Raw genomic sequence first — 24,414 nt, 5'->3', positions numbered from 1 at the left:
TGGTGATTAGGACTAAGTCGTAACAAGGTAGCCGTACCGGAAGGTGCGGCTGGATCACCTCCTTTCTAAGGAGCACTCGACAGCACTGCTGTCGCAGAATGACTCGACCAACGACAAACGTTCGTTGCGAGTCGCTCATGGGTGGAACATATAACAAGCAAGCTTGTTTGCTCGCCTGCGCTAGTACGCATGGTCTTCTTCGTGGAGATGATGTTGGAACGTGGGGGTGTGTGAGCGGGGTTGCGGCAGGTGCATACTATTGGGTCCTGGAAGACCAGCCGATTCGCCTCCTTTTGGGGGTGGGTGGACTGGGTTTCTTCTGGCCCGCGGTCATGGAACGTGTTGTCCATGATGGTGGGATCGGCCGTACGTTGAGAACTACACAGTGGACGCGAGCATCTAGCCAACGTCAAATCATGATTCTGTTTCCTTTGTGGGGCGGGTTGTGGGTTGGGGTTGGTTGATACTTTAATTTCATTGGTCGCACACCGGCCATGGGCTTTCGGGTTTGTGGTGGGTGTGTGTTTCGATAAATGCTTATGTGATTTCAAGTTTCTAAGAGCAAACGGTGGATGCCTTGGCATCTGGAGCCGAAGAAGGACGTAGTAATCTGCGATAAGCCTCGGGGAGCCGATAAACGGGCTGTGATTCGAGGATTTCCGAATGGGGAAACCCCGCCAGGGCGCGTGCGTACCTGGTGACTCCCGCCTGAATATATAGGGCGGGTAGAGGGAACGTGGGGAAGTGAAACATCTCAGTACCCACAGGAAGAGAAAACAACATGTGATTCCGGTAGTAGTGGCGAGCGAACCCGGATGAGGCTAAACCGGTCGTGTGTGATACCTGGCAGGGGTTGCACGATCGGGGTTGCGGGACATACCTCGAGACGCTGCTGAGTCTCGGACGTGAATGTGTAGCTATAGGAGAACCGCTTGGAACGGCGGGCCGGAGTGGGTGAGAGCCCCGTATCCGAAATGGTGGCACTGCGTGGTGTGTATCCCAAGTAGCACGGGGCCCGAGAAATCCCGTGTGAATCTGTCAGGACCACCTGATAAGCCTAAATACTCCCAGATGACCGATAGCGGACTAGTACCGTGAGGGAAAGGTGAAAAGTACCCCGGGAGGGGAGTGAAAAAGTACCTGAAACCGTTTGCTTACAATCCGTCGGAGCACCCTTGTAGGTGTGACGGCGTGCCTTTTGAAGAATGAGCCTGCGAGTTAGCGATATGTGGCGAGGTTAACCCGTGTGGGGTAGCCGTAGCGAAAGCGAGTCTGAATAGGGCGATTCAGTCGCGTGTCCTAGACCCGAAGCGAAGTGATCTATCCATGGCCAGGCTGAAGCGCGTGTAAGAGCGCGTGGAGGGCCGAACCCACTTAGGTTGAAAACTGAGGGGATGAGCTGTGGATAGGGGTGAAAGGCCAATCAAACTTCGTGATAGCTGGTTCTCTCCGAAATGCATTTAGGTGCAGCGTTGCGTGTTTCTTGCCGGAGGTAGAGCTACTGGATGGCCGATGGGCCCTACAAGGTTACTGACGTCAGCTAAACTCCGAATGCCGGTAAGTGAGAGCGCAGCAGTGAGACTGTGGGGGATAAGCTTCATAGTCGAGAGGGAAACAACCCAGATCGCCAACTAAGGTCCCAAAGCGTGTGCTAAGTGGAAAAGGATGTGGAGTTGCTGTGACAACCAGGAGGTTGGCTTAGAAGCAGCCACCCTTGAAAGAGTGCGTAATAGCTCACTGGTCAAGTGATTCCGCGCCGACAATGTAACGGGGCTCAAGCACACCACCGAAGTTGCGGCATTCAGCGTATAGACAAGCCTTCGTGGTTCAGTTCGTTGGATGGGTAGGAGAGCGTCGTGTGGCGAGTGAAGCGGCGGAGTGATCCAGTCGTGGATGCCACACGAGTGAGAATGCAGGCATGAGTAGCGAAAGACGGGTGAGAAACCCGTCCTCCGGAAGACCAAGGGTTCCAGGGTCAAGCTAATCTTCCCTGGGTAAGTCGGGACCTAAGGCGAGGCCGACAGGCGTAGTCGATGGACAACGGGTTGATATTCCCGTACCGGCGGTAAACCGTCAAAGACCTAACCAGTAGTGCTAAACAAACCAAAGCCTTGATGGATCCTTCGGGTGATGTCGGGGTGGCGGCTGTGAACCCGAACTGGGGTGGTGAGCGTGAGGTGTGACGCAGGAAGGTAGCCAGTGCCGGGCGATGGTTGTCCCGGTGTAAGCGTGTAGCCCGAATCGGTTTAAGAGATCGGTTCTTTGGGTGAGACGTGATGCGGACCCGTATGGGGAAGCTGGTGATCCTATGCTGCCAAGAAAAGCATCGACGCGAGGTTTGCTGTTGCCCGTACCCCAAACCGACTCAGGTGGTCAGGTAGAGAATACTCAGGAGATCGAGATAATCATGGTGAAGGAACTCGGCAAAATGCCCCCGTAACTTCGGGAGAAGGGGGGCCATCCACTTATACCAACTTGCTTGGGAAAGGGTGTGGTGGCCGCAGAGACCAGTGGGAAGCGACTGTTTACTAAAAACACAGGTCCGTGCCAACACGCAAGTGGACGTATACGGACTGACGCCTGCCCGGTGCTGGAAGGTTAAGAGGAGAGGTTAGGGTTCGCCCGAAGCTTTGAATTTAAGCCCCAGTAAACGGCGGTGGTAACTATAACCATCCTAAGGTAGCGAAATTCCTTGTCGGGTAAGTTCCGACCTGCACGAATGGCGTAACGACTTCCCAGCTGTCTCCACCGTGAACTCGGCGAAATTGCAGTACGAGTAAAGATGCTCGTTACGCGCAGAAGGACGGAAAGACCCCGTGACCTTTACTACAGCTTGGTATTGGTGTTCGGTGTGGCTTGTGTAGGATAGGTGGGAGACTGTGAAGCGGTGACGCTAGTTATCGTGGAGTCGTTGTTGAAATACCACTCTGGTCATATTGGATATCTAACTACGGACCCTGATCGGGTTCTGGGACAGTGCCTGGTGGGTAGTTTAACTGGGGCGGTTGCCTCCCAAAAAGTAACGGAGGCGCCCAAAGGTTCCCTCAACCTGGTTGGCAATCAGGTGGCGAGTGTAAGTGCACAAGGGAGCTTGACTGTGAGACTGACAGGTCGAGCAGGGACGAAAGTCGGGACTAGTGATCCGGCAGTGGCTTGTGGAAGCGCTGTCGCTCAACGGATAAAAGGTACCTCGGGGATAACAGGCTGATCTTGCCCAAGAGTCCATATCGACGGCATGGTTTGGCACCTCGATGTCGGCTCGTCGCATCCTGGGGCTGGAGTTGGTCCCAAGGGTTGGGCTGTTCGCCCATTAAAGCGGTACGCGAGCTGGGTTTAGAACGTCGTGAGACAGTTCGGTCCCTATCCTCTGCGCGCGTTGGAGATTTGAGAGGATCTGACCCTAGTACGAGAGGACCGGGTTGGACGGACCTCTGGTGTGCCAGTTGTTCTGCCAAGGGCATGGCTGGTTGGCTACGTTCGGGATGGATAACCGCTGAAAGCATCTAAGCGGGAAGCCGGCCTCAAGATGAGATCTCCATGAACTTCGGTTCGAGAGGCTCCCAGTAGATGACTGGGTTGATAGGCCAGATGTGGAAGCACGGCAACGTGTGGAGCTGACTGGTACTAATAAGCCGACGACTTGATAACACCCCACAACACCACCCCCTGGGTTGGTGTGGGTGGAAGTAAGCAATTAACGTAACGATGTATCGCGTCCACTTTGTGGTTCCCAACAGACGGCCCACAACCCACCCCCTTGCGGGATGGTTTGTGTCGACATGTTGATAGAGTTACGGCGGCCATAGCGTCAGGGAAACGCCCGGTCACATTCCGAACCCGGAAGCTAAGACTGACAGCGCCGATGGTACTGCGAGGGGGACCTCGTGGGAGAGTAGGACACCGCCGGACACCCTTTACAGAGGGTCGTACAGTGAACGCCAATGCTGGCGCTCACTGTGCGGCCCTCTTCTCATTTGTAGACTTGTAATTCGATAGCGCACTTTCGGGAGGCCTCCATGAACGAACGACCCCAGCGGGACGAATCCGCGGATCGCGGCCCCCGAAAGCGCAACGACGACCAGCGTCGCGACTACGGTCAGCGCCGCGACGGTGGTGCCCGCTCGGGCGACGACCGCGGCTCGCGGTACTCGAACGGTGACCGCCCGCGTCGCGATGATCGCGGCCAGCGCCGCGACTTCGGCGATCGTGATGACCGCCGACCTCGCCGGGATGGCGACTTCCGCGACGACCGCCGCCCGCAGCGCGACGGCGGCGGCTTCCGGGGCGACCGCCGCGACGATCGCGTCGGTGACCGTGGGGGCGAGCGTCGTCCGTACCGTGGTGGCGAAGGCGGTCAGGAGCGCCGGCCTCGTCGTGAGGGCGACTTCCGTGACGACCGGCGTCCGCGTCGTGATGGCGATGACCGTCGTGGTGGCGAGCGCGGCGGGTATCAGGGCGGCGGAGAGCGTCGCCCTTCCCGTGGTGGCGAGCGCGACTTCCGGGGCGACGACCGGCGTCCGCGTCGCGACGGCGACGATCGCGCGCCCCGCCGCGACGGCGACTTCCGCCGTGACGGCGATTCCCGTGGCGACCGCGGCGATCGCCGAGACGGCGGCTTCCGCGGCGACCGCACGCAGGGCGGTCGCCAGGAGAGCTACGGTCGAGGCGGCACCCGCGGGGGCGGGCGCAGCGATCGCGGCGGCCGAGAGCGCGAATACACGGAGGCCGAGCGCCTGCAGCACGAGCTTCGACCCGTGCGCGCGGAGCACCAGGATCCGGTGATCCCGGACGACATCCGACCCAACGATTTGCACCCGGCGGCTCGCAACGAGCTGAAGACGCTGCAGGTCGACGTGCAGGAGCGAGTCGCCCGCCATCTCGCGATGGTGGCGCTGCTCATCGACGACGATCCCGCGCTCGCGCACCAGCACGCCCTCTCGGCGAGCCGGCGCGCGGGTCGCATCCCCGTGGCGCGCGAAACTCTCGCGATCACCGCATACCGCACCGGCGACTTCGCCCTGGCGCTGCGCGAGCTGCGCACCTACCGCCGCCTGAGCGGGCTCGACGGCCATCTCGCGCTGATGGTCGACAGCGAGCGCGGCCTCGGCCGCCCCGAGAAGGCGCTCGAGACCGGCCTCGAAGCCGACACCTCGAAGCTCGACACCGAGCAGCGCGTTCACCTCGCCATCGCGATGTCCGGTGCCCGTCTCGACCTCGGTCAGACGCAGCAGGCGCTCTTCGAGCTCGAGATCCCCGAGCTCAACCCCCAGCGCGCCTTCTCCTGGAGCCCGGAGCTCTTCGGCGCCTACGCCGCCGTCCTCGAGGACCTCGGCCGCGACGACGAGGCGCGCGAGTGGTACGGTCACGCCGATCGCGCCGCCGGCGCCCTGCAGGACCACCTGGGCTCGCTCGACGAGCTCGAGGTCTTCGAGATCCACGAGTCCCACGAGGAGATCGACGCCGCGGAGGATGCCGACGCTGCGGACGATATCGACAACGCAGATGACGCGAGCGATGACGCTGCGGCAGCTCAGCCCGCCTCAGCGGGCTCCGCTCCCGAGCAGCAGGATACCGAGCACACCGATGCGGACGCTGAGCGCAGCGGTGTCGAGTCTGGCGCCGATGCCGAGTCGGTCGCCGATGCCGTGTCGCCCGCCGAGGGCCGCGAGCAGAGCGCTTCGGCCGCCGAGGACGAGATCGCGGCTGAGGTCGCCGAACTGCTCGCAGAGGCGGGCATCGGCGAAGTCAGTCAGCCGGAGAACACCGAGGACCGGTCGTAGTGGCGCTGTTCGGGAAGAAGCGCACCCCCATGGGGGCCGCGCCGATCGAGGGGCGAGAGCTGCTGCTCTCCGACCTCGACGGCGTCGTGTACCGCGGACCCGGGGCGATCCCGGGCGCCGTGGAGCAGCTGAATCTCGCCGCGGAGCGCACGCGCCTCGCCTACATCACGAACAACGCCGCCCGCACCGACGTCTCGGTGGCCGAGCATTTGCAGAGCCTCGGCCTGCGGGCTCGCCCCGAAGACGTGGTGACGTCGCCCCAGGCCGCGACCGCGCTGCTCGCCGAGACGGTGCCCGCCGGCTCGCGCGTGCTGGTGGTAGGCGGCGAGGGCCTCGTCGACGAGCTGCGCAAGGCCGGCTTCGAAGTGACGCGCAGCGCCGACGACGAACCCGCCGCAGTGGTGCAGGGCTTCGCCCCCGATGTGGGGTGGACGCACCTCGCAGAAGCGGCGTTCGCCCTCGCGGATCAGCCGGGTCGCGATCCGCTGCCCTGGATCGCGACGAACACCGACTGGACCATCCCCGTCGCCCGCGGGCTCGCACCGGGCAACGGCACCCTGGTCTCGGCGGTGCACACGGCCGTGCAGCGGCTGCCGGTGTTCGCGGGCAAGCCCGAAACCCCGATCTTCGAGGCTGCGTTCGACCGCTTCGGCACGCGCAACGCCCTCATGCTGGGCGACCGGCTCGACACCGACATCAAGGGCGCGCGTGCGGCCGGGATTCCGTCGCTGCAGGTGCTCACCGGCGTCGACCGGCCGAAGCAGCTCATCGCCGCGTCGCGCGACATGCAGCCCGACTACATCGTGGCCACCCTCGCCGAGCTGCACGAGCCGTACCCCACCGCCGAGCAGTTGAAGGACGGCACGATGCAGGTGGGTTCCGCGAAAGTGCGCATGGACGGGCACGTCGCGCGGGTCGTCGCGGAGGGCGATTCGGCGATCGATCTGCTGCGCGCCGGATGCGCCGCGGTGTGGGGATCCGGTCTCGCGATCTACGGCCTGCAGGTGCCCGAGATCCTGTACGAGGATCACTGGCGCTGAGCCGCTTCCGAGGCTGAGCTTCCCGAGGAGCTCGGCCGAGGCATGTCCCGTGCGTGAGCGTGTCGGCGGCCGCGGCTAGGCTGGACGCATGAACAGGGAGCCCCACAGCGAAGACGGACTGCTCGGGCGCATCGACGTGATCGAGGCGCAGCCGCTGGAGCAGCGCGCGTCGGGGTTCGAGCAGCTGCACGACGAGCTCCTCGCCGAGCTGCAGCGGGGCGACCATGGCGGTTCCTGACGAGAGCGCCGCGAGCGCCGCGAGTGCTGCGCACCCTGCGACGACCGAGGCGGCCTGGCGGGGAGACGCGCAACGGCTGGACCGGGCGCTGCCGCTGCTGGGCCTCGCCCGCTCCCGCAGCCAGGCGGCCGAGCTCATCGCTTCCGGCTGCGTGCTCGTCGACGGCGCCGCCGTCACGAAGGCCGGCACCCGAGTGGGCGAGGGAACACGGATCGCGGTCGCCGGCGCCGACCACTATGTCAGCCGCGCCGCCCACAAACTGCTGGCCGCCCTCGACGCATTCGGCGTCGACCCTGCCGACCGCGTCGCGCTCGACCTCGGTGCGTCCACCGGCGGCTTCACCCAGGTGATGCTCGAACGCGATGCACGGACGGTGCTGGCCATCGACGTGGGGCATGATCAGCTGGTGCCCGATCTGCGCGACGACCCCCGGGTGCGTCTCGTCGAGGGGCGCAATGCCCGCGAGCTCACCCCGGAGAACCTGGCTGCCGACACCGGCGTGGCCGAGGCCCCGACGCTCGTGGTCGCCGACCTCTCCTTCATCTCGCTCACCCTGATCCTGCCCGCCATCGCCCGCTGCGCGGCCCCCGGCGCCGACCTCGTGCTGCTCATCAAGCCCCAGTTCGAGGTGGGTCGCGTGCGCGACGGCGTGGTCGCCGATCCGGCGCTCTGGGCCGAAGCGATCCGCACGGTGCTGCGCACCGCGCACGAGCACGGTCTTGCGGCCCGCGGCCTGGCACCGTCGCCGATCTCCGGCGGCTCCGGCAACCGCGAGTTCCTGGTGCATTTCGCAGGCGCGGGCGACGCGCATCCGACAGAATGGGAGGGGCGGATCGCGGAGCTCTGCGACGGCGCTGGACGCGAAGCGCCGGCCCGATCCCGTCCCCGCAACCGAGCGAACGGAGAGCCATGAGCACTGCGCATGCAGCGGGTACGAGGCGCTTCCTCGTCGTCTCCCACACCCACCGCGACGAGGCCGTAGCGGCCACCGTGGCCGCCGTTTCGGCGCTGCGCGCCGCCGACGCCGAACCCGTGTTCGACGAGCACGACAGGCAGGAGTTCGCACCGCATCTCAACGTCGAGAGCATCCCCGAGCTCGGCCGCGACGTGAGCATCCACGAACTGGAGGCCGCCATCGTGCTCGGCGGCGACGGCACCATCCTGCGCGCAGCCGAGCTGCTGCGCGGATCCGAGTGCCCGATCGTGGGCGTCAACCTGGGGCACGTCGGCTTCCTCGCGGAGATGGAGAACTACGACCTCGCCGAGACGATCGACCGCGTGCTGCGCCGCGACTACGAGGTCGAGGAGCGCATGACCGTCGACGTGCAGGCCACCTGCGACGGCGAAGTGATCGCCGAGACGTGGGCGCTCAACGAGGCCTCGGTCGAGAAGCGGCGGCGGATGCTCGAAGTCGAGATCGGCGTCGACGGGTTGCCCGTGTCGAACTTCGCCTGCGACGGCGTGGTGCTGGCCACCCCGACCGGCTCGACGGCCTACGCGTTCTCGGCGGGCGGGCCCGTGGTCTGGCCCACCGTGCAGGCCATGCTGATGGTGCCGATCGCCGCGCACGCGCTCTTCGACCGCCCTCTCGTGACGGGCGTCGACTCCGAGCTGAGCGTGCGCATCCTGCCCGAGAACATCGGCCCCGGCGTCATGTGGTGCGACGGCCGCCGCCGCACCGAGCTGCCGGCGGGCTCCGTCGTGCGCGTGCGCCGATCCACGCACTCGGTGCGGCTGGCCCGGCTCAACGAGGCCGTGTTCTCGGACCGCCTGGTGCGCAAGTTCCACCTCCCCGTCTCGGGCTGGCGCGGCTCGCGCCGCGAGAACGGAGGCGCCGCGTGATCGAAGAGCTGCACATCCGGGATCTCGGAGTGATCGCCGACGCGACACTGCCGCTCGGGCCCGGATTCACCGCGATCACGGGCGAGACGGGTGCTGGCAAGACCATGGTCGTGAGCGCCCTCGGGCTGCTGATGGGCGAACGCAGCGATGCCGGGGCGGTGCGCTGCGGTGCATCGCAGGCCCGCGTGGGCGGCATCGTGCGCACCTCCGACACCGCGGTGGCCGAGATCGTCGACGACCTGGGCGGCGATCTCGAAGACGGAGAGCTCGTGCTCAGCCGCACCGTGAACGCCGAGGGTCGCAGCCGTGCGAGCGTGGGCGGCACGAGCGCCCCGGTCGGCAGCCTGTCGCGGCTGGCCGAGCGCCTGTTCGCGGTGCACGGGCAGTCCGAGCAACTGCGCCTGCGGTCGGCGTCGGCGCAGCGCGACACCCTCGATCGCTTCGGAGGCGACTCGCTCGCCGAGACGCTGCGCGAGTACCGCTCGGCGCACCGCGAGCGCCAGGCGCTGAGCGCCCGCGTCTCCGAACTCACAGCGGCCAGAGACGAACGCGCCGCCGAGGCCGTGCGCTTGCGCGCGGAGCTGGAGGAGATCGCCGCGGTCGACCCGCAGGCCGGCGAGGAGCAGGAGCTGGTGCAGCGCATCGACCTGCTGAGCAACGTCGAAGCGCTGCGAGCGGCCACATCGACCGCGCACGAGGCGCTCGCGACCGACTCCGACGACCCGATGAGCCGAGACGCGAGCACGCTCGTCGACGAGGCCGTGCGGGAGGTCGAGCGCGTCGCCGGTCACGACCATCGCCTCGAAGCGGTGCTCGAGACGCTGCGCAGTGCGAGCTTCCAACTGGCCGACGCCGCCCGCGAGCTCGCCGCCTACGCCGCCGATCTCGACCAGGAAGGGCCGGGGGAGCTGGCGCAGGCGAACGACAGGCTCGCCGCCCTGAACGGGCTGTTCCGCGCGTACGGCGCCGACTCGGCCGCGGTCGTGGCGTACGCGGCCGACGCCGCGAGCCGCCTCACCGAACTCGACGGCGACGACGAGCGCATCGACGAGCTCTCCGCGCGCCTCGCGCAGCTCGACGAGCAGGAGCGCTCGCTTGCCGCCCGGCTCACCGAGCTGCGCACCGACGCCGCTGGGAGGCTCGCCGAACTCGTCACCGTCGAGCTGCGGCAGCTGGCGCTGCCCGACGCCGAGTTCGTGGTGCGCGTCGCCCCACTCGACGCGCTCGGGAGCGCCGGCGGCGACGAGGTGCAGCTGCTGCTCGCGCCGCACCCGGGCGCACAGCCGCGACCCATCGCGAAGTCGGCTTCCGGGGGCGAGCTCTCGCGCGTGATGCTCGCGCTCGAAGTGGTCGTCGCGGGCGTCGACCCGGTGCCCACCTTCGTGTTCGACGAGGTCGACGCCGGCGTGGGCGGTGCCGCCGCCATCGAGATCGGCCGCCGCCTCGCCCGCCTCGCCCGATCCTCGCAGGTGATCGTGGTCACGCACCTCGCCCAGGTCGCCGCCTTCGCGGGCAACCACCTCCAGGTCGTGAAGGACTCCTCCGGCGGCTTCACCGAGAGCAGCTGCCGCCGCCTCGACGGCGAAGCGCGCCTCGCCGAGATGGCCCGGCTGCTGTCCGGACTCAGCGATTCCGAGAGCGCTCTCGAGCACGCCGCAGAACTGCTCGCGCTGCGCGAGCCGTGACGGCGGCAGGTGCTACGCTCCAGGCATGGTGAAGTTCTTCGGCCGCCGCTCGTCGGACGGCGCTACGAAACCGACGCTCAACGACGACGAAGCGGCGAAGGCCGAGTACCTCGACACGCACCCGGATGTCGTGCACGCCGACCTCGAGCAGCTCGACGCCGAGACCCGCGAGATGTACCGCGACGCGCGCGAAGCCGCGGTCGACGCCCGGGAGGAGCGCGCGAAGGCGCACACGCGCGCCTTCGTGGTGCGCAGCCCGTTCCAGCTCGGCTTCACCGTGACGCTCGGCGTGCTCGTCGCGCTGCTGTTCGGGTCGATGGTGGGGCAGCTCAGCACCATCATCATGTACGTGGCCGCCGCGCTCTTCATCGCCCTCGGCCTCGACCCCGTGGTGCGCCGTCTGGAGCGCCGCGGCATCAAACGACCGCTCGGCATCGGCATCGTGTTCGGCAGCTTCGTGCTGGTGATCGGCGTGCTGCTGGGCATCATCATCCCGATGATCGCGAACCAGGTCACCCTGCTCGTGCGCAGCGCCCCGGCCCTGGTGCGAGACCTGAACAACCAGCCCTGGTTCATCGATATCAACAGCCGATTCGGCGAGTTCATCGACTTCGATGGACTGCTGAAGATGGGCCAGAACTTCATCGGCGACCCCGAGAACCTGGCGCAGATGGCGGGCGGCGTGTGGCAGGCCGGCATCGGCATCGCCAACGGCCTCACCGCGGGGCTGATCGTGCTGATCCTCACCCTCTACCTGCTCGCCTCGCTGCGCAGCGTGAAGCGCGCGTTCTACTCGCTCGTGCCCCGCTCGGGCCGCGCGAAGGTCATCGACATCACCGAGCAGGTGACCAAGTCCGTGGGCGGATACGTCAGCGGCATGGTGGTGCTCGCGTTCACGAACGCGGTGCTCGGCTTCGTCATGATGACCATCGTGGGCGTGCCCTTCGCGGGCCTCGTCGCCGTCGGGGTGTTCTTCCTCGCGCTCATCCCGCTCATCGGCTCGGTGCTGGCCACCGTGCTCGTGTCGGCCGTGGCGCTCTTCGACTCGCCCATGACCGCGATCATCGCCGCCGCCTACTACCTCATCTACATGCAGATCGAGTCGTACCTGCTGACGCCGCGCATCATGAACCGCGTGGTGTCGGTGCCGGGCTCGCTCGTGGTGATCGGCGCGCTCGCCGGCGGCACGCTGCTCGGCCTGCTGGGCGCCCTCATCTCGATCCCCGTCACCGCCATGGTGCTCATGATCATCAAACAGGTGTGGATGCCCCGGCAGGAGCTGCGCTAGCCGTCTTCAACGTGCCCGTTCGCATGACCGCATTCAACTGATAGGATCGAAGCCCGTGGGAACAGAGCAGCGCGCGGACCAGACCGGCATCACCAAGCACATCTTCGTGACCGGGGGTGTCGTCTCCTCGCTCGGCAAGGGGCTGACCGCCGCCAGTCTCGGCAATCTCCTCACCGCGCGCGGGCTGCACGTGGTCATGCAGAAGCTGGATCCGTACCTCAACGTCGATCCCGGCACCATGAACCCGTTCCAGCACGGCGAGGTGTTCGTCACCGACGACGGCGCCGAGACCGACCTCGACATCGGGCACTACGAGCGCTTCCTCGGCATCAACCTGTCGCAGGCCGCGAACGTCACCACCGGCCAGATCTACTCGACCGTGATCGCCAAGGAGCGCCGCGGCGAGTACCTCGGCGACACCGTGCAGGTGATCCCGCACATCACCAACGAGATCAAGCGCCGCATGCGGCTGCAGGCCGAAGAGGATCCCCGCCCCGACGTGATCATCACCGAGGTCGGCGGCACGGTCGGCGACATCGAGTCGCAGCCGTTCCTCGAGTCGGCGCGCCAGGTGCGCCACGAGCTCGGCCGCAACAACGTGTTCTTCGTGCACGTCTCCCTCGTGCCGTTCATGGGCGCCTCGGGCGAGCAGAAGACGAAGCCCACCCAGCACTCCGTCGCGGCGCTGCGCTCCATCGGCATCCAGCCCGACGCGCTCGTGCTGCGCAGCGACCGCCCCGTCACCGACGACAACCTGCGCAAGATCGCCCTCATGTGCGACGTCGACGAGGACGCGGTGGTCAACGCCATCGACGTGCCCAGCATCTACGACCTGCCCCGCCTGCTCAACGAGCAGGGCCTCGACCAGACCATCGTCGAGCATCTCGGCCTCACCGACCGCGCCGGCGACGTCGACTGGACCGGGTGGCAGCCCGTGCTGGATGCCGTGCACCACCCGAAGGGCGAGGTCACGCTCGCCCTCGTGGGCAAGTACATCGACCTGCCCGACGCCTACCTCTCGGTGACCGAGGCGCTGCGGGCCGGCGGCTTCGCGCACTCCACGAAGGTCAAGCTGAAGTGGGTGCCCTCCGACGACTGCGAGACCCCCGAGGGTGCGCGCGAGGCGCTCGGCGACGTCGACGGCATCTGCGTGCCCGGCGGCTTCGGCATCCGCGGCATCGAGGGCAAGCTCGGCGCGCTGCGTTTCGCCCGCGAGAACGGCATCCCCACGCTCGGCCTGTGCCTCGGCCTGCAGTGCATGGTGATCGAGTACGCCCGCAACGTGACCGGCCTCGAGGGCGCCTCCTCGACCGAGTTCGACCCCGAGACCTCCGTGCCCGTCATCGCGACGATGGCCGAGCAGGTCGACATCATCGACGGCGGAGACCTCGGCGGCACGATGCGCCTCGGCCTCTACGAAGCCGCGCTCGCCGACGGCTCGCTCGCGGCCGAGCTCTACGGTGCGCCGAGTGCGAGCGAGCGCCACCGCCACCGCTACGAGGTGAGCAACCGCTACCGCGACCAGATCGCTCAGTCTGGTCTCTCGTTCTCGGGCACCAGCCCCGACGGCGCGCTCGTCGAGTACGTCGAGCTGCCCCGCGAGGTGCACCCGTTCTACATCGCGACGCAGGCGCACCCCGAGCTGAAGTCGCGCCCCGGCACCCCGCACCCGCTGTTCGCGGGCCTGGTGGGCGCCGCGATCGAGCGCCGCGACGCCGCGCAGCTGTTCGAGGTCGAAGAGACCGAGTAGTCATCGTGGCCGGCGAGGAGGTCGCGGCGGCGCGGGCCGCCCGGTACGAGGGCGGATCCGCACCCCTCGCCGACGAACCCGCAGCGGTGCCCGTGCTCGATAGCGAACTGCTCGTGCGCGGGCGGGTGTGGGACGTGCGCCGCGACCGCTTCGAGTTCGGCGGCGAGGTGCTCACCCGCGACTACCTGGACCACACCGGCGCCGTCGCGGTCGTCGCGCTCGACGCCGACGACCGGATGCTGCTGATCCAGCAGTACCGGCACGCGATCGCGCACCGCGACTGGGAGATCCCCGCCGGCCTCATGGACGCCCCTGGTGAACCCGGGCTGCGCGCCGCGCAGCGCGAACTCGCCGAAGAAGCCGACCTGCAGGCCGCCCGCTGGGACCTGCTGCTCGACGAGTACCTCTCTCCCGGCGGCACGAGCGAGGCCATGCGCATCTTCCTCGCCCGAGACCTCGCACCCGTCGAGCACGACTACGTGCGCGGCGAAGAAGAAGCCGAACTCGTGCCCCGCTGGGCGCCGCTCGATGAGGTCGTCGAGGCCGCACTCGCGGGACGGGTGCAGAACGCCGTCACGGTGAGCGCCGCGCTCGCCGCCTGGGCCTCCCGGGCGCGCGGCTGGGCGACGCTGCGCGACCCCGACCTGCCGTGGACCGCCCGCGAGGCCGCGCGAGGCGCGCGCTCCAGCTGATGGGCGTCACCGCGCAGCAGGGCGCCGAACGGTTCCTGCGCCACGTCACCCTCGAACGCGGGCTCTCGGCGAACAGCCTCGCCGCGTATCGGCGCGACCTCGCCGCCTACGCCGCCTGGCTCGAGAAGCACGGCATCGACGACCTGGCGCAGGTCACCCCGGACACGCTGTCGGCCTACGTGACCGAACTCAACGGGGGCGCCGCGGCCGGGCCTGGCGGGGCAGGCGCGGCCGGGCCGGTGGGCGCTGCCGGCGGTGCGGCTGCGGCGGGTACGGGATCCGGATCCGGATCCGCCATCGAAGCCGCGGCCGCGACCCGCGCGCCGGCCCCCCTCGCCCCGGCCTCGATCACCCGGCGGCTCTCCACGGTGCGCGGCATGCACCGCTTCCTGTTCGAAGAAGGGCTGCTCGAGAGCCACGCCGGCAGCGGTGTGCGCACCCCGAAACGCACCCTGCGCCTGCCCAAAGCGCTGCCCGTGGCCGACGTCGAAGCCCTGCTCGCCGCGGCCGGCGGCGGGGATGGCACCGCCGCGGACCAGCCCGTCGCGCTACGGGATCGCGCGCTGCTCGAACTGCTCTACGCGAGCGGTGCGCGGGTGAGCGAGATCACCGCGCTCGACATCGACGACCTGCTCGCCGCCCCCGGCGCCGGCGACGCGTGGGGCGATCCCGAGCGCGCGCTCGGCGAAGGCGGGTTCCTGCGCGTCACGGGCAAAGGATCGAAGCAGCGCATCGTGCCCTACGGCAGCTATGCCGGCTGGGCGCTCGCCGCCTACCTCGTGCGCGCCCGACCCGCGATGGCCGCGCGCGGCGACGGCACCCCCGCGCTCTTCGTCGGACCGCGCGGCGGGCGGCTCTCACGGCAGAGCGCCTGGCTCGTGATCCGCGCCGCCGCCGAACGCGCCGGCATCACCGCCGAGGTCTCGCCGCACACCCTGCGGCACTCCTTCGCGACGCACCTGCTCGCGGGCGGCGCCGACGTGCGCACGGTGCAGGAACTGCTCGGGCACGCCTCGGTGAGCACCACGCAGATCTACACGCAGGTGACGGCGGACACGCTGCGCGAGCACTACCTGATGTCGCACCCGCGGGCGCGGTGAGTCGCTGAGCGCGCACGGCGAGCCGCCTCCGCAGCGTTGCACCCGCGGGCACGGCGAGCCGCATCCGATCGCGCGATAGGATGGAGCGTTAGCGAGCATGAGAGAGGGGCCGGGCATGGCGAACACGCTGTTTGAGCTGGGACCGACCGGCCGCCCCGAGCGCGTCATCCCCCCGCCCCCGAAGCTCGACAGGCACGGCCCCGCGCGCATCATCGCGATGTGCAACCAGAAGGGCGGCGTCGGCAAGACCACCAGCACGATCAACCTCGCCGCCGCGCTCGCGCGCTACGGCCGCCGCGTGCTCGCCGTCGACTTCGACCCCCAGGGGGCCCTGTCGGCCGGCCTCGGCGTGCCCGCGCACGACGTGCCCACGATCTACGACCTGATGCTCGGCAAGGAGAAGGATCCGCGGCAGGCCATCCAGCGCACCGACACCGCCGGCCTCGACGTGATCCCCGCCAACATCGATCTCTCGGCCGCCGAGGTGCACCTCGTCACCGAGGTGGCCCGCGAGCAGATCCTCGCCGGCGTGCTGCGCAAGGTCGCCGACGACTACGACGTCATCCTCATCGACTGCCAGCCCTCGCTGGGCCTGCTCACCGTCAACGCGCTCACCGCCAGCCACGGCGTGCTGATCCCGCTCGCCTGCGAGTACTTCGCGCTGCGCGGCGTCGCGCTGCTCGTCGAGACCGTCGACAAGGTGAAGGACCGCCTCAACCCGGCGCTCGAACTCGACGGCATCCTCGCGACCATGTACGACGCCCGCACGCTGCACGCGCGCGAGGTGCTGGAGCGCGTGGTCGACACCTTCGGCGACAAGGTCTTCGACACCGTCATCGGACGCACCGTGAAGCTGCCCGATGCGCAGATCGCGGCGAAGCCCATCCTTGATTACGCGCCCGCCAACTCCGCCTCCGAGGCCTACCTCAAACTCGCCCGCGAGCTCGTGCAGCGGGGCGTCGTCGCCTGAGCGCCGCCATGACCGCGTCTGCAGGCGAGCACCGGGAACGCGAAGCCATGGGCGGTTCGGCCGCCGCCGCCCCGGCATCGCCGGCGAGCCCGTCGGATGCCGCGAGCCCGTCGGATGCCGCGAGCCCTGCCGCCACCGGTGAAGACGGGGGCGGCTTCCGGGTCAGTCTCGAAGTGTTCGACGGCCCCTTCGATCTGCTGCTCAACCTGATCGGCAAGCACGAGCTCGACATCACCGAGGTGTCGCTCAGCCTCGTCACCGACGAGTTCATCGCCTACCTGGCATCGCTCGAAGGGCAGGGGATCGTCGAACTCGACCGCGCCTCGGAGTTCCTCGTGGTCGCAGCGACACTGCTCGACCTGAAGATCGCGAGCCTGCTGCCCCAGGGCGAAGCCGTCGACGCCGAGGACATCGCGCTGCTCGAAGCGCGCGACCTGCTCTTCGCCCGCCTGCTGCAGTATCGGGCCTTCAAGCAGGCGAGCGCCTGGTTCCAGGCGCGCCTCGACGCCGAGAGCGCGCGGCATCCGCGCCTCGTGCCGCTCGACGCCAAATACCGCGAGCGCACGCCCGAACTCGCGTGGGCGCTCTCGGCCGCCGACTTCGCCGCGATCGCGACGCTCGCCTTCGCGCCGCGCGAGATCCCGACCGTCGGGCTCGACCACCTGCACGCCCCGCTCGTGTCGATCCGCGAGCAGGCCGCCGTGGTGGTCGCGATGCTGCGACCCGCGGCGGGGAGGGGCGGAGCGAGATCGTTCCGCGAACTCGTCGCCGGAGTCGACGCGGTGGGGGAGCGCGGCGTGATCGTGGCCCGATTCCTCGCGATCCTCGAACTGTACCGGCGGGCCGCCGTGACCTTCGAGCAGGCCGAGCCGCTGGGCGAGCTGTACGTGCAGTGGACCGGTGAGCACTGGTCGGACGACGAACTGGCTACCCTGGGGAGCGACTATGACTGAGCAGGTGGAGACGATGCACGGGCCGGCGGCGACCCCGGAGCCGGGCGACGGGAGCGGAGCGGGACCCGGCGCGGACGCGGCCGAGACCGAGCTCGCGCGCGCCCGCGAGGCCCATACCCTCGCGCAGCAGCTCGAAGCTCTGCTGATCGTGGCCGACGAACCGCTGAGCGTCGTCGCGCTCGCGACGGCGACCGACCGGCCGCTGCGCGAGGTGAAGGCCGCGCTCGCGGGCCTCATCGCCGACTACGACGGCGCGCTCGTTCGCCCGGGCGCTTCCGGCGGTGCTTCCGGTGACGCGGGCGCTTCCGGCGACGCCGCTGCCGGAGCGGGGTCGCCCCGCGGTTTCGAACTGCGCGAGGTCGCCGGCGGCTACCGCTTCTACGTGCGCGAGAGCCTCGACCCGGTGGTCGCCGACTTCGTGCAGCAGCAGACGCCCGCGAAGCTGTCGCAGGCCGCGCTCGAAACGCTCGCCGTGGTGGCCTACCGCCAGCCGATCTCGCGCGGCGCCATCGCCTCGATCCGCGCCGTCAACGTCGACTCGGTCGTGCGCACGCTGCTCGCGCGCGGGCTCATCACCGAGGTGGGGCAGGACCCCGAGACCACCGCCACGCTCTACGGCACATCCGAGGCGCTGCTGCGGCACCTCGGCATCGACGACATCTCCGAGCTGCCGCCCATCGCGCCGCTGCTCGACGACCCCGCGGAAGGATTCGAGCATGAGTCGCTCTGACAAGGAGCCCGGCGGGCCCGGTGGACAGTTCGAGGTCGACGGCCAGTCCGTCGAGATCGACATGGCCGAGTGGGGGTGGGACCGGCCGGTCTCGGATTCGCCCGCCGAGCCGCAGCCCGAGGACGACGGCCGGGTGCGCCTGCAGAAGGCGCTCGCGCACGCGGGCGTCGCATCGCGGCGAGCCTGCGAGACGCTCATCACGAGCGGTCGCGTGACGGTGAACGGCGAGGTGCAGCGCGAGCTGGGCAGCCGCATCGACCCCGACGCCGACGACGTGCGCGTCGACGGCGTGGTGGTGCAGCTCGACGTCTCGAAGCGCTACTTCGTGCTCAACAAGCCGCGTGGGGTGGTCTCCACGATGCGCGACGAGAGCGGCCGGCCGGATCTGCGCGAGTTCGCCGAGCAGATCGACGACCGCCTCTACAACGTGGGCCGCCTCGACACCGACACGAGCGGACTGCTGATCCTCACGAACGACGGCGAGCTCGCGCATCGCCTCGCACACCCGAGCTTCGGCGTGCAGAAGACCTACATCGCCAAGGTGCGCGGGCGGGTGACGGCGGCCGTGATCCAGCGTCTGAAGGACGGTGTGCAGCTCGCCGACGGTCCCATCCACGCTGACCGAGCGAAGCTGCTGCCCGACGGCTCGACCCGCTCGCACTCGCTCGTCGAGGTGACGCTGCACTCGGGCCGCAACCGCATCGTGCGCCGCATGCTCGCCGAGGTGGGCCACCCCGTCGAGGAGCTCGTGCGGCGGCAGTTCGGCCCGCTGCACCTCGGCACGCTGCGCGCGGGCGAGATGCGGGAACTCTCGGCGGCCGAGCGCGGGGCGCTGCTGTCGGCGGTCGAGGACGGCGGAACCGGCGGTGAAGCAGACCGCGGGGACGATGGCGGATCGCGCAGCGGCGGATCGCGGAGCGGCGACCGCCGTGCGCGAGGCGCGGCGACGGCCGGTCGGCCGGGCGACGGCGCCGGCGCGCGGGGTATGCGCGGCGTCGCGGCCAAGGGCAACCCGCACAATCGCCGCGGCGCGCAGAGCGTGAGCGGGCGCGGCGCGAAGGCCGGTGGCGCTGGGAAGGCCGGCGGCGCTGGAGTCGACGGCGCTGGAGTCGACGGCCGCGGCCAGCGCGGAGGATCCGGAGCCGGCTCGGACAGAAATGTCGGTGGTCGTCCGCAGACTGGGAAACCGCAGCGGGGCGGATCGAGCAAGCCGGGCCGTGGCGGCCCGCGGCAGCAGGGGCCGCGCGGCGGCGGAAAGGGAGGCACGCGGTGAACGAGTTGCAGGCGCGCACGCGAGGAACCGTGCACATCATCGGGGCCGGGCTGCTCGGGGCGAGCGTCGGTCTCGGCCTGCGCGAGCACGGCGTCGACGTGACCCTCGAAGACCTGTCGCCCACCACGGTCGCGCTCGCCGCCGACTACGGGGCCGGGCGCGTGCGCACCGCCGATGATCCGGCACCCGCGCTCGTCGTCGTGGCGACACCGCCCGACGTCACCGCCGACGTGGTCGAGCGCGCGCTCGCCCAGTACCCCGACGCCGTCGTCACCGATGTGGCGAGCGTCAAGCTGGCGCCCTTCCTCGAACTCACCCGTCGCGGCATCGACCTCACCAACTACGTCGGCTCGCACCCCATGGCCGGGCGTGAGCGCGGCGGCGCGATCATGGCGCGCGCCGACCTCTTCACCGCCCGCCCCTGGGTCGTCTGCCGAGACCACGAGACCCCGGCCGAAGCGCTCGCGCTCGTCGAAGCGGTCGCGCTCGACCTCGGGGCCGTGCTCATCGAGATGACCCCCGAGGAGCACGACCGCTCGGTGGGGCTCGTCTCGCATCTGCCGCAGGTGATGTCGAGCCTGCTGGCCGCGCGCCTCGTACCGGCGACCGAGCAGGCGATCGGGCTGGCCGGCGCCGGGCTGCGAGACACCACCCGCATCGCGTCGAGCGACCCCGAGCTGTGGGTGCAGATCCTCGGCGCGAACCGCGAGCCGGTGGTCGAACTGCTCGACGCGCTCGCCGCAGACATCTCCGCTTTCACCGAGGCGCTGCGCGATCCCTCGCAGGCGGGCGCGAAGCGGCGCATCGCCGACTTGCTCTCAGCGGGCAATCGCGGCGTCGAGCGCATCCCCGGCAAGCACGGATCCTCCGAGCGCTTCACCACGCTCACCGTGCTCGTCGACGACCGGCCGGGGCAGATCGCGCGCCTGCTCACCGAACTCGGAGAACTGGGCATTAACATGGAAGACTTGCGCCTTGAGCACTCGCCGGGCGCGCAGATCGGGTTCGCGGAGATCGCGGTGCTGCCGGAGGTGGCCGAGCGCGCGGTCGAGGGGCTCGCCGAACGCGGATGGAGGACGCTGTGAACAACGCTGCGAAGCACGCTGCCGGTGCGCCTGCCGACGCCGTCGCGCCGCTGCTGGTCGCGATCGACGGACCCGCCGGCAGCGGCAAGTCCAGCGTGTCGCGCGCGGCGGCCGACCGCCTCGCATTCGGCATCCTCGACACCGGTGCCGCCTACCGCTCGCTCGCTTGGGCGGCACTGCGCTCCGGCATCGACCTCGACGACGAGCGAGCGGTGCTCGCGGTGCTCGCCGGCTGGGGCTTCACCATCACCCTGCGGGGCGAGCAGTGGGTCACCGTGGCACTGCCGGCGGCCGAGGGCGGCGCAGCCGGCGAGCCCGTCGACGTCACCGCCGAGATCCGCGACCCCGCAGTGAGCGGGCAGGTGAGCCGCGTCTCGAAGCACCCCGCCGTGCGCGAGCGGCTGAACGAGATGTTCCGGCGCATCGTCGCCGAGTCGGGGCTGCCCGGCGTGGTGATCGAGGGGCGCGACATCACCACCGTCGTCGCACCGGAGGCGCCCGTGCGCATCCTGATGACCGCCTCGCCCGAGGTGCGCGCTCAGCGCCGGGCCGGCGAGCTCCCCGGCATGTCGCACGAGCAGGTGCTCGCCGACATCGTCGCCCGCGACGCGAAGGACGCGCTCGTGGTCGACTTCTTCGCCCCCGCACCGGGGGTGACGCTCGTGGATACGAGCGACCTCAACTTCGAGCAGTCGGTGCAGGCTGTGGTCGATATCGTACGAGCGACGCCGAGCGTCGCAGAAGAGAGCAAGTGATGAACGAGCAGATTCCCGGCGCGGCAGGCGAACCCGGCGAGACCGAGGTGTTCGACGCCTCGGCCGTGGCCGAAGACGAGATCATCGTCGGCGACGACTTCGACGGCGACGTCACCGACGAGGAGCGCCTGCGCGCCATGCGCTCGAACCTCGACGGCTTCGACCTCGAAGACGACGACCTCGCGATCATCGGCGAAGACGGCGAGTTCCTCGGCTTCTCCGAGCCGCTGGCCGAAGCGCTGCCCGTCGTCGCGATCGTGGGCCGCCCGAACGTGGGCAAGTCGGCGCTGGTCAACCGCATCCTCGGCCGCCGCGAGGCCGTGGTCGAAGATGTGCCCGGTGTGACCCGCGACCGCGTCAGCTACGCGGCCGAGTGGCTCGACACCCGATTCACGCTCGTCGACACCGGCGGCTGGGAGCCCGACGCGCGGGGAATCGACGCGTCTGTGGCGCTGCAGGCCGAGGTCGCCATCGAGCTCTGCGACGTCGTCATGTTCGTGGTCGACTCGCGTGTGGGACCCACCGCGACCGACGAGCGTGTGGTGCAGCTGCTGCGCCGCACCAACAAGCCCGTCTTCCTCGTCGCCAACAAGGTCGACGACGCGGTGCTGGAGCCCGAGGTCGCCCAGCTGTGGTCGCTCGGCCTCGGCGAGCCGCACCCCGTCTCCGCCCTGCACGGGCGCGGCGTGGCCGATCTGCTCGACCTCGTGGTCGATGCGCTGCCCGATGAGTCGGCGGTGGCGCAGCCCAAGCTCGCCGGCCCCCGTCGCGTCGCGCTGCTCGGCCGCCCCAACGTGGGCAAGTCGAGCCTGCTGAACAAGGCCGCCGGCGAAGAGCGCGTGGTCGTCAACGAGCTCTCGGGCACCACCCGCGATCCCGTCGACGAGCAGGTGGAGATCGCGGGCCGCGTTTGGACCTTCGTCGACACGGCGGGTATCCGCCGTCGCGTGCACCTGCAGAAGGGCGCCGACTTCTACGCCTCGCTGCGCACCGCGGCCGCGCTCGAGAAGGCCGAGGTCGCGGTCGTGCTCATCGACGTGACGCAGGAGATCAGCGACCAGGATCTGCGCATCATCGACCTCGTGCTCGAGTCGGGCCGCGCGCTCGTGCTCGCGTTCAACAAGTGGGATCTGCTCGACGACGATCGTCGGCGCTATCTGGAGCGTGAGATCGAGCAGGATCTCGCGCACGTCGACTGGGCGCCCCGCGTGAACATCTCGGCGCGCACCGGCCGGCACCTCGAGAAGCTGGTGCCCGCGCTCGAAGCGGCGCTGGAGTCGTGGGACACCCGCATCCCGACCGCCAAGTTCAACGCCTTCGTGGCCGAGCTCGTGCAGGAGCACCCGCACCCGCTGCGCGGCGGTAAGCAGCCGCGCATCCTCTTCGGCACGCAGGTGCAGAACCGTCCGCCCACCTTCGTGCTCTTCACCTCGGGCTTCCTGGATCCCGGCTACCGCCGCTTCATCCAGCGCCGCCTGCGCGAACGCTACGGCTTCGAGGGCACCCCGATCGTGCTCAACATGCGGATCCGCGAGCGCCGACAGCGCCGATAGGGGCATGCAGACGTCGTCCCGAGGGTGCGGCCCGGCCCGCAGTTCAGGTCGTGGATCGCAGCTCAGGCGGAGCGTTTGGCTGAATTCCTCCGACTGAACTGCGATCCACTGCGTGAACTGCGGTGCGCTGCAATCCCAGCAGACGCCGGATCGCTCCCGCTAGCCTCGGATCATGACCGCAGGCCCCAGAGAGTTCACGCCCCTCGAGCTGAAGATCGACCGGGCCGCCCACCGGTGGCTGGCGCGAAAACCGGAAAGCGGGGCGCGCGCCGTCGCAATCGAGTGCGCGGTGTTCCTGCTCAAGCAGGCGTGGGCGTGCGTGTTCGGTGCGCTGCTGCTCGTCGCGATCGTGGCGGCTCGCTTGTGGTATCCCGACGACGCGACGCTGGCGCGCAACGATGCGCTCACGATCGCCGCGGTGCTGATCCAGATCGGCATGCTCGGCTTCAAACTGGAGAGCGGGCGCGAGCTGTGGGTGATCGTGCTGTTCCACGTGGCCGGGACGCTGATGGAGCTCTTCAAGACCGACGTCGGATCCTGGGCCTACGAGGCCGATGGGGTGCTGCGTATCGGCGCTGTGCCCCTCTTCAGCGGTTTCATGTACGCGGCGGTCGGCTCGTACATGGTGCGCGTCACTCGGCTGCACGAGCTGCGTTTCGCGCGGTACCCGCGCGTTTGGCTGACGACCATCGTCGCAGCCGCCATCTACATCAACTTCTTCTCGCACCACTTCGTCACCGATCTGCGGTGGGTGCTGCTCGCCGTCGTGGTGCTGCTCTGGGGGCGCACCGTCATGCACTTCCGGGTGTGGCGGACCACGATGCGCGTGCCGCTGCTGCTGGTGTTCGCCGGAGTGGCGCTCTTCATCTGGATTGCCGAGAATGTCGCGACCTGGGGCGGGGCGTGGCTCTACCCCCATCAGCAGGGCGGCTGGGAGCTTGTGTCGCCGCAGAAGCTCATCGCCTGGTTCTTGCTGATGATCATCTCTGTGGTGATGGTGACGTGGGTGTACCCGCCCCGAACGCCCGATCCGTCGGCCGAAGAGCGGGTGGGGCGGCTGGGGCCGGGGCGCCGGGTGACGCTCTGAACACGACTGCGCGCCCGGTGCGATCTCGAGTGGAGATCGCACCGGGCGCGCAGTCGTCCCAGGCATTGCGGCCGATCGGGCCGCTCACGCGGCTCAGGCGGCCATGAAGGGGATGGTGAGCAGCCCGAAGCCGAGCAGCGTGACGACCACCAGCACGGCGAGCGCGGTGAGCGCCAGCATCGCGGCGTTGAGCCACACGCCCCAGAGCGCCAGGGTGCGCTCGCTCGTGTTGCGGCGCAGCGCGAGCACGCCGAGGATCAGACCGGTGATCGGGGCGATGAAGGTCCAACCGCTCACCACGGAGGCGATGCCGAGCACGAAGCTCGTGATCGCGAAGGCGCGGGAGTTGTCGCCGACCGCCGGCTGGGGCTGCTGAACCTGCTCGGCCTGCTGGGGCTGGGCGGTGAACTCGGTGGTGGTGTCGGGGTGGATGGCGGTGGTGCTCATGGTGCGGATCCTTTCGGGAGAAGCCGGTGTTTCGATGATGCTTCCACGCTACGTCCGCAGCCCCGACCCGCGCGTCCTGCCTAGGTATCGACCCGCTCGTACCCGGGTACCACCCTCGGGGTGGCACCCGGGGTCCGCGCCCGAGC

General features: G+C 68.9%; 19 protein-coding genes, 3 rRNA genes and 1 pseudogene. 21 read left to right on the top strand and 2 right to left on the bottom strand.

Features of this window, described 5'->3' with window-relative positions:
• From H629_RS0112810 to rrf, 3 genes are all read left to right on the top strand, one after another.
• Positions 1-65, top strand: a 16S ribosomal RNA gene (locus H629_RS0112810); the annotation flags it as partial.
• Positions 66-545: 480 nt separating this feature from the next.
• Positions 546-3,648 (top strand): 23S ribosomal RNA (locus H629_RS0112805).
• Between the two features lie 144 nt (positions 3,649-3,792).
• A 5S ribosomal RNA gene (rrf, locus tag H629_RS0112800) occupies positions 3,793-3,909 on the top strand.
• 5 nt (positions 3,910-3,914) lie between these two features.
• Here the strand turns inward: rrf and H629_RS14645 are convergent.
• Positions 3,915-4,742, bottom strand: coding sequence for a hypothetical protein (locus H629_RS14645; RefSeq protein ID WP_152485722.1), 828 nt, complete (start codon positions 4,740-4,742; stop codon positions 3,915-3,917).
• A gap of 12 nt (positions 4,743-4,754) precedes the next feature.
• On the opposite strand from H629_RS14645, the gene H629_RS0112790 reads away from it, so the two are divergent.
• From H629_RS0112790 to H629_RS0112705, 18 genes and pseudogenes are all read left to right on the top strand, one after another.
• Positions 4,755-5,780: a tetratricopeptide repeat protein gene (locus H629_RS0112790; RefSeq protein WP_029746981.1), complete on the top strand. Its 1,026-nt coding sequence runs from the start codon at positions 4,755-4,757 to the stop codon at positions 5,778-5,780.
• Complete coding sequence (locus tag H629_RS0112785) at positions 5,780-6,820, top strand: HAD-IIA family hydrolase (RefSeq protein WP_024357636.1); 1,041 nt, start codon at positions 5,780-5,782, stop codon at positions 6,818-6,820. Before H629_RS0112790 ends, H629_RS0112785 begins: the two co-directional genes overlap by 1 nt.
• Before the next feature lie 88 nt (positions 6,821-6,908).
• Positions 6,909-7,058 (top strand): hypothetical protein, encoded by a 150-nt coding sequence (locus H629_RS15505; protein WP_169447480.1) that lies wholly within the window; start codon positions 6,909-6,911, stop codon positions 7,056-7,058.
• Entirely contained in the window at positions 7,045-7,971 is a 927-nt protein-coding gene (locus H629_RS0112775) for a TlyA family RNA methyltransferase (protein WP_024357635.1), read from the top strand. Before H629_RS15505 ends, H629_RS0112775 begins: the two co-directional genes overlap by 14 nt.
• Positions 7,968-8,900, top strand: a complete 933-nt coding sequence (locus H629_RS0112770; RefSeq protein ID WP_024357634.1) for an NAD kinase — start codon at positions 7,968-7,970, stop codon at positions 8,898-8,900. Before H629_RS0112775 ends, H629_RS0112770 begins: the two co-directional genes overlap by 4 nt.
• Entirely contained in the window at positions 8,897-10,585 is a 1,689-nt protein-coding gene (recN, locus tag H629_RS0112765) for a DNA repair protein RecN (RefSeq protein WP_024357633.1), read from the top strand. Before H629_RS0112770 ends, recN begins: the two co-directional genes overlap by 4 nt.
• A gap of 25 nt (positions 10,586-10,610) precedes the next feature.
• Complete coding sequence (locus tag H629_RS0112760) at positions 10,611-11,873, top strand: AI-2E family transporter (protein ID WP_024357632.1); 1,263 nt, start codon at positions 10,611-10,613, stop codon at positions 11,871-11,873.
• 55 nt (positions 11,874-11,928) lie between these two features.
• Positions 11,929-13,623, top strand: coding sequence for a CTP synthase (locus tag H629_RS0112755; protein ID WP_024357631.1), 1,695 nt, complete (start codon positions 11,929-11,931; stop codon positions 13,621-13,623).
• Positions 13,624-13,628: 5 nt separating this feature from the next.
• Positions 13,629-14,315 carry an NUDIX domain-containing protein gene (locus H629_RS0112750; RefSeq protein ID WP_024357630.1) on the top strand — a complete coding sequence of 229 codons (687 nt, stop codon included), beginning with the start codon at positions 13,629-13,631 and terminating at the stop codon, positions 14,313-14,315.
• The gene (locus H629_RS0112745) at positions 14,315-15,415 is read left to right on the top strand and encodes a site-specific tyrosine recombinase XerD (protein WP_024357629.1); all 1,101 of its coding nucleotides are present in this window, start codon (positions 14,315-14,317) and stop codon (positions 15,413-15,415) included. The genes H629_RS0112750 and H629_RS0112745 overlap by 1 nt, the downstream gene beginning before the upstream one ends.
• 115 nt (positions 15,416-15,530) lie before the next feature.
• Complete coding sequence (locus H629_RS0112740) at positions 15,531-16,385, top strand: ParA family protein (protein ID WP_024357628.1); 855 nt, start codon at positions 15,531-15,533, stop codon at positions 16,383-16,385.
• 47 nt (positions 16,386-16,432) lie between these two features.
• Positions 16,433-17,338 carry a segregation and condensation protein A gene (locus H629_RS0112735; RefSeq protein WP_029746979.1) on the top strand — a complete coding sequence of 302 codons (906 nt, stop codon included), beginning with the start codon at positions 16,433-16,435 and terminating at the stop codon, positions 17,336-17,338.
• The gene (scpB, locus tag H629_RS0112730) at positions 17,331-18,068 is read left to right on the top strand and encodes an SMC-Scp complex subunit ScpB (RefSeq protein ID WP_024357626.1); all 738 of its coding nucleotides are present in this window, start codon (positions 17,331-17,333) and stop codon (positions 18,066-18,068) included. The genes H629_RS0112735 and scpB overlap by 8 nt, the downstream gene beginning before the upstream one ends.
• 61 nt (positions 18,069-18,129) lie before the next feature.
• Positions 18,130-18,909, top strand: a pseudogene (locus H629_RS15700) (pseudouridine synthase); the annotation flags it as partial.
• Positions 18,910-19,337: 428 nt separating this feature from the next.
• Positions 19,338-20,426, top strand: coding sequence for a prephenate dehydrogenase (locus H629_RS0112720; protein WP_024357624.1), 1,089 nt, complete (start codon positions 19,338-19,340; stop codon positions 20,424-20,426).
• Complete coding sequence (cmk, locus tag H629_RS0112715; protein ID WP_024357623.1) at positions 20,411-21,181, top strand: (d)CMP kinase; 771 nt, start codon at positions 20,411-20,413, stop codon at positions 21,179-21,181. The genes H629_RS0112720 and cmk overlap by 16 nt, the downstream gene beginning before the upstream one ends.
• Entirely contained in the window at positions 21,181-22,734 is a 1,554-nt protein-coding gene (gene der / locus H629_RS0112710) for a ribosome biogenesis GTPase Der (RefSeq protein ID WP_024357622.1), read from the top strand. Before cmk ends, der begins: the two co-directional genes overlap by 1 nt.
• A 172-nt stretch (positions 22,735-22,906) precedes the next feature.
• Positions 22,907-23,821 carry a DUF817 domain-containing protein gene (locus H629_RS0112705; protein ID WP_024357621.1) on the top strand — a complete coding sequence of 305 codons (915 nt, stop codon included), beginning with the start codon at positions 22,907-22,909 and terminating at the stop codon, positions 23,819-23,821.
• A gap of 93 nt (positions 23,822-23,914) precedes the next feature.
• On the opposite strand, the gene H629_RS0112700 is transcribed toward H629_RS0112705, so the two are convergent.
• Positions 23,915-24,268: a hypothetical protein gene (locus tag H629_RS0112700; RefSeq protein WP_024357620.1), complete on the bottom strand. Its 354-nt coding sequence runs from the start codon at positions 24,266-24,268 to the stop codon at positions 23,915-23,917.
• Positions 24,269-24,414: the final 146 nt, after the last annotated feature.

The organism is Leucobacter chironomi DSM 19883, assembly GCF_000421845.1.
In the GTDB taxonomy this organism is placed as follows: Bacteria; Actinomycetota; Actinomycetes; order Actinomycetales; family Microbacteriaceae; genus Leucobacter; species Leucobacter chironomi.
This window is presented reverse-complemented; position numbering and strand designations above follow the sequence as displayed.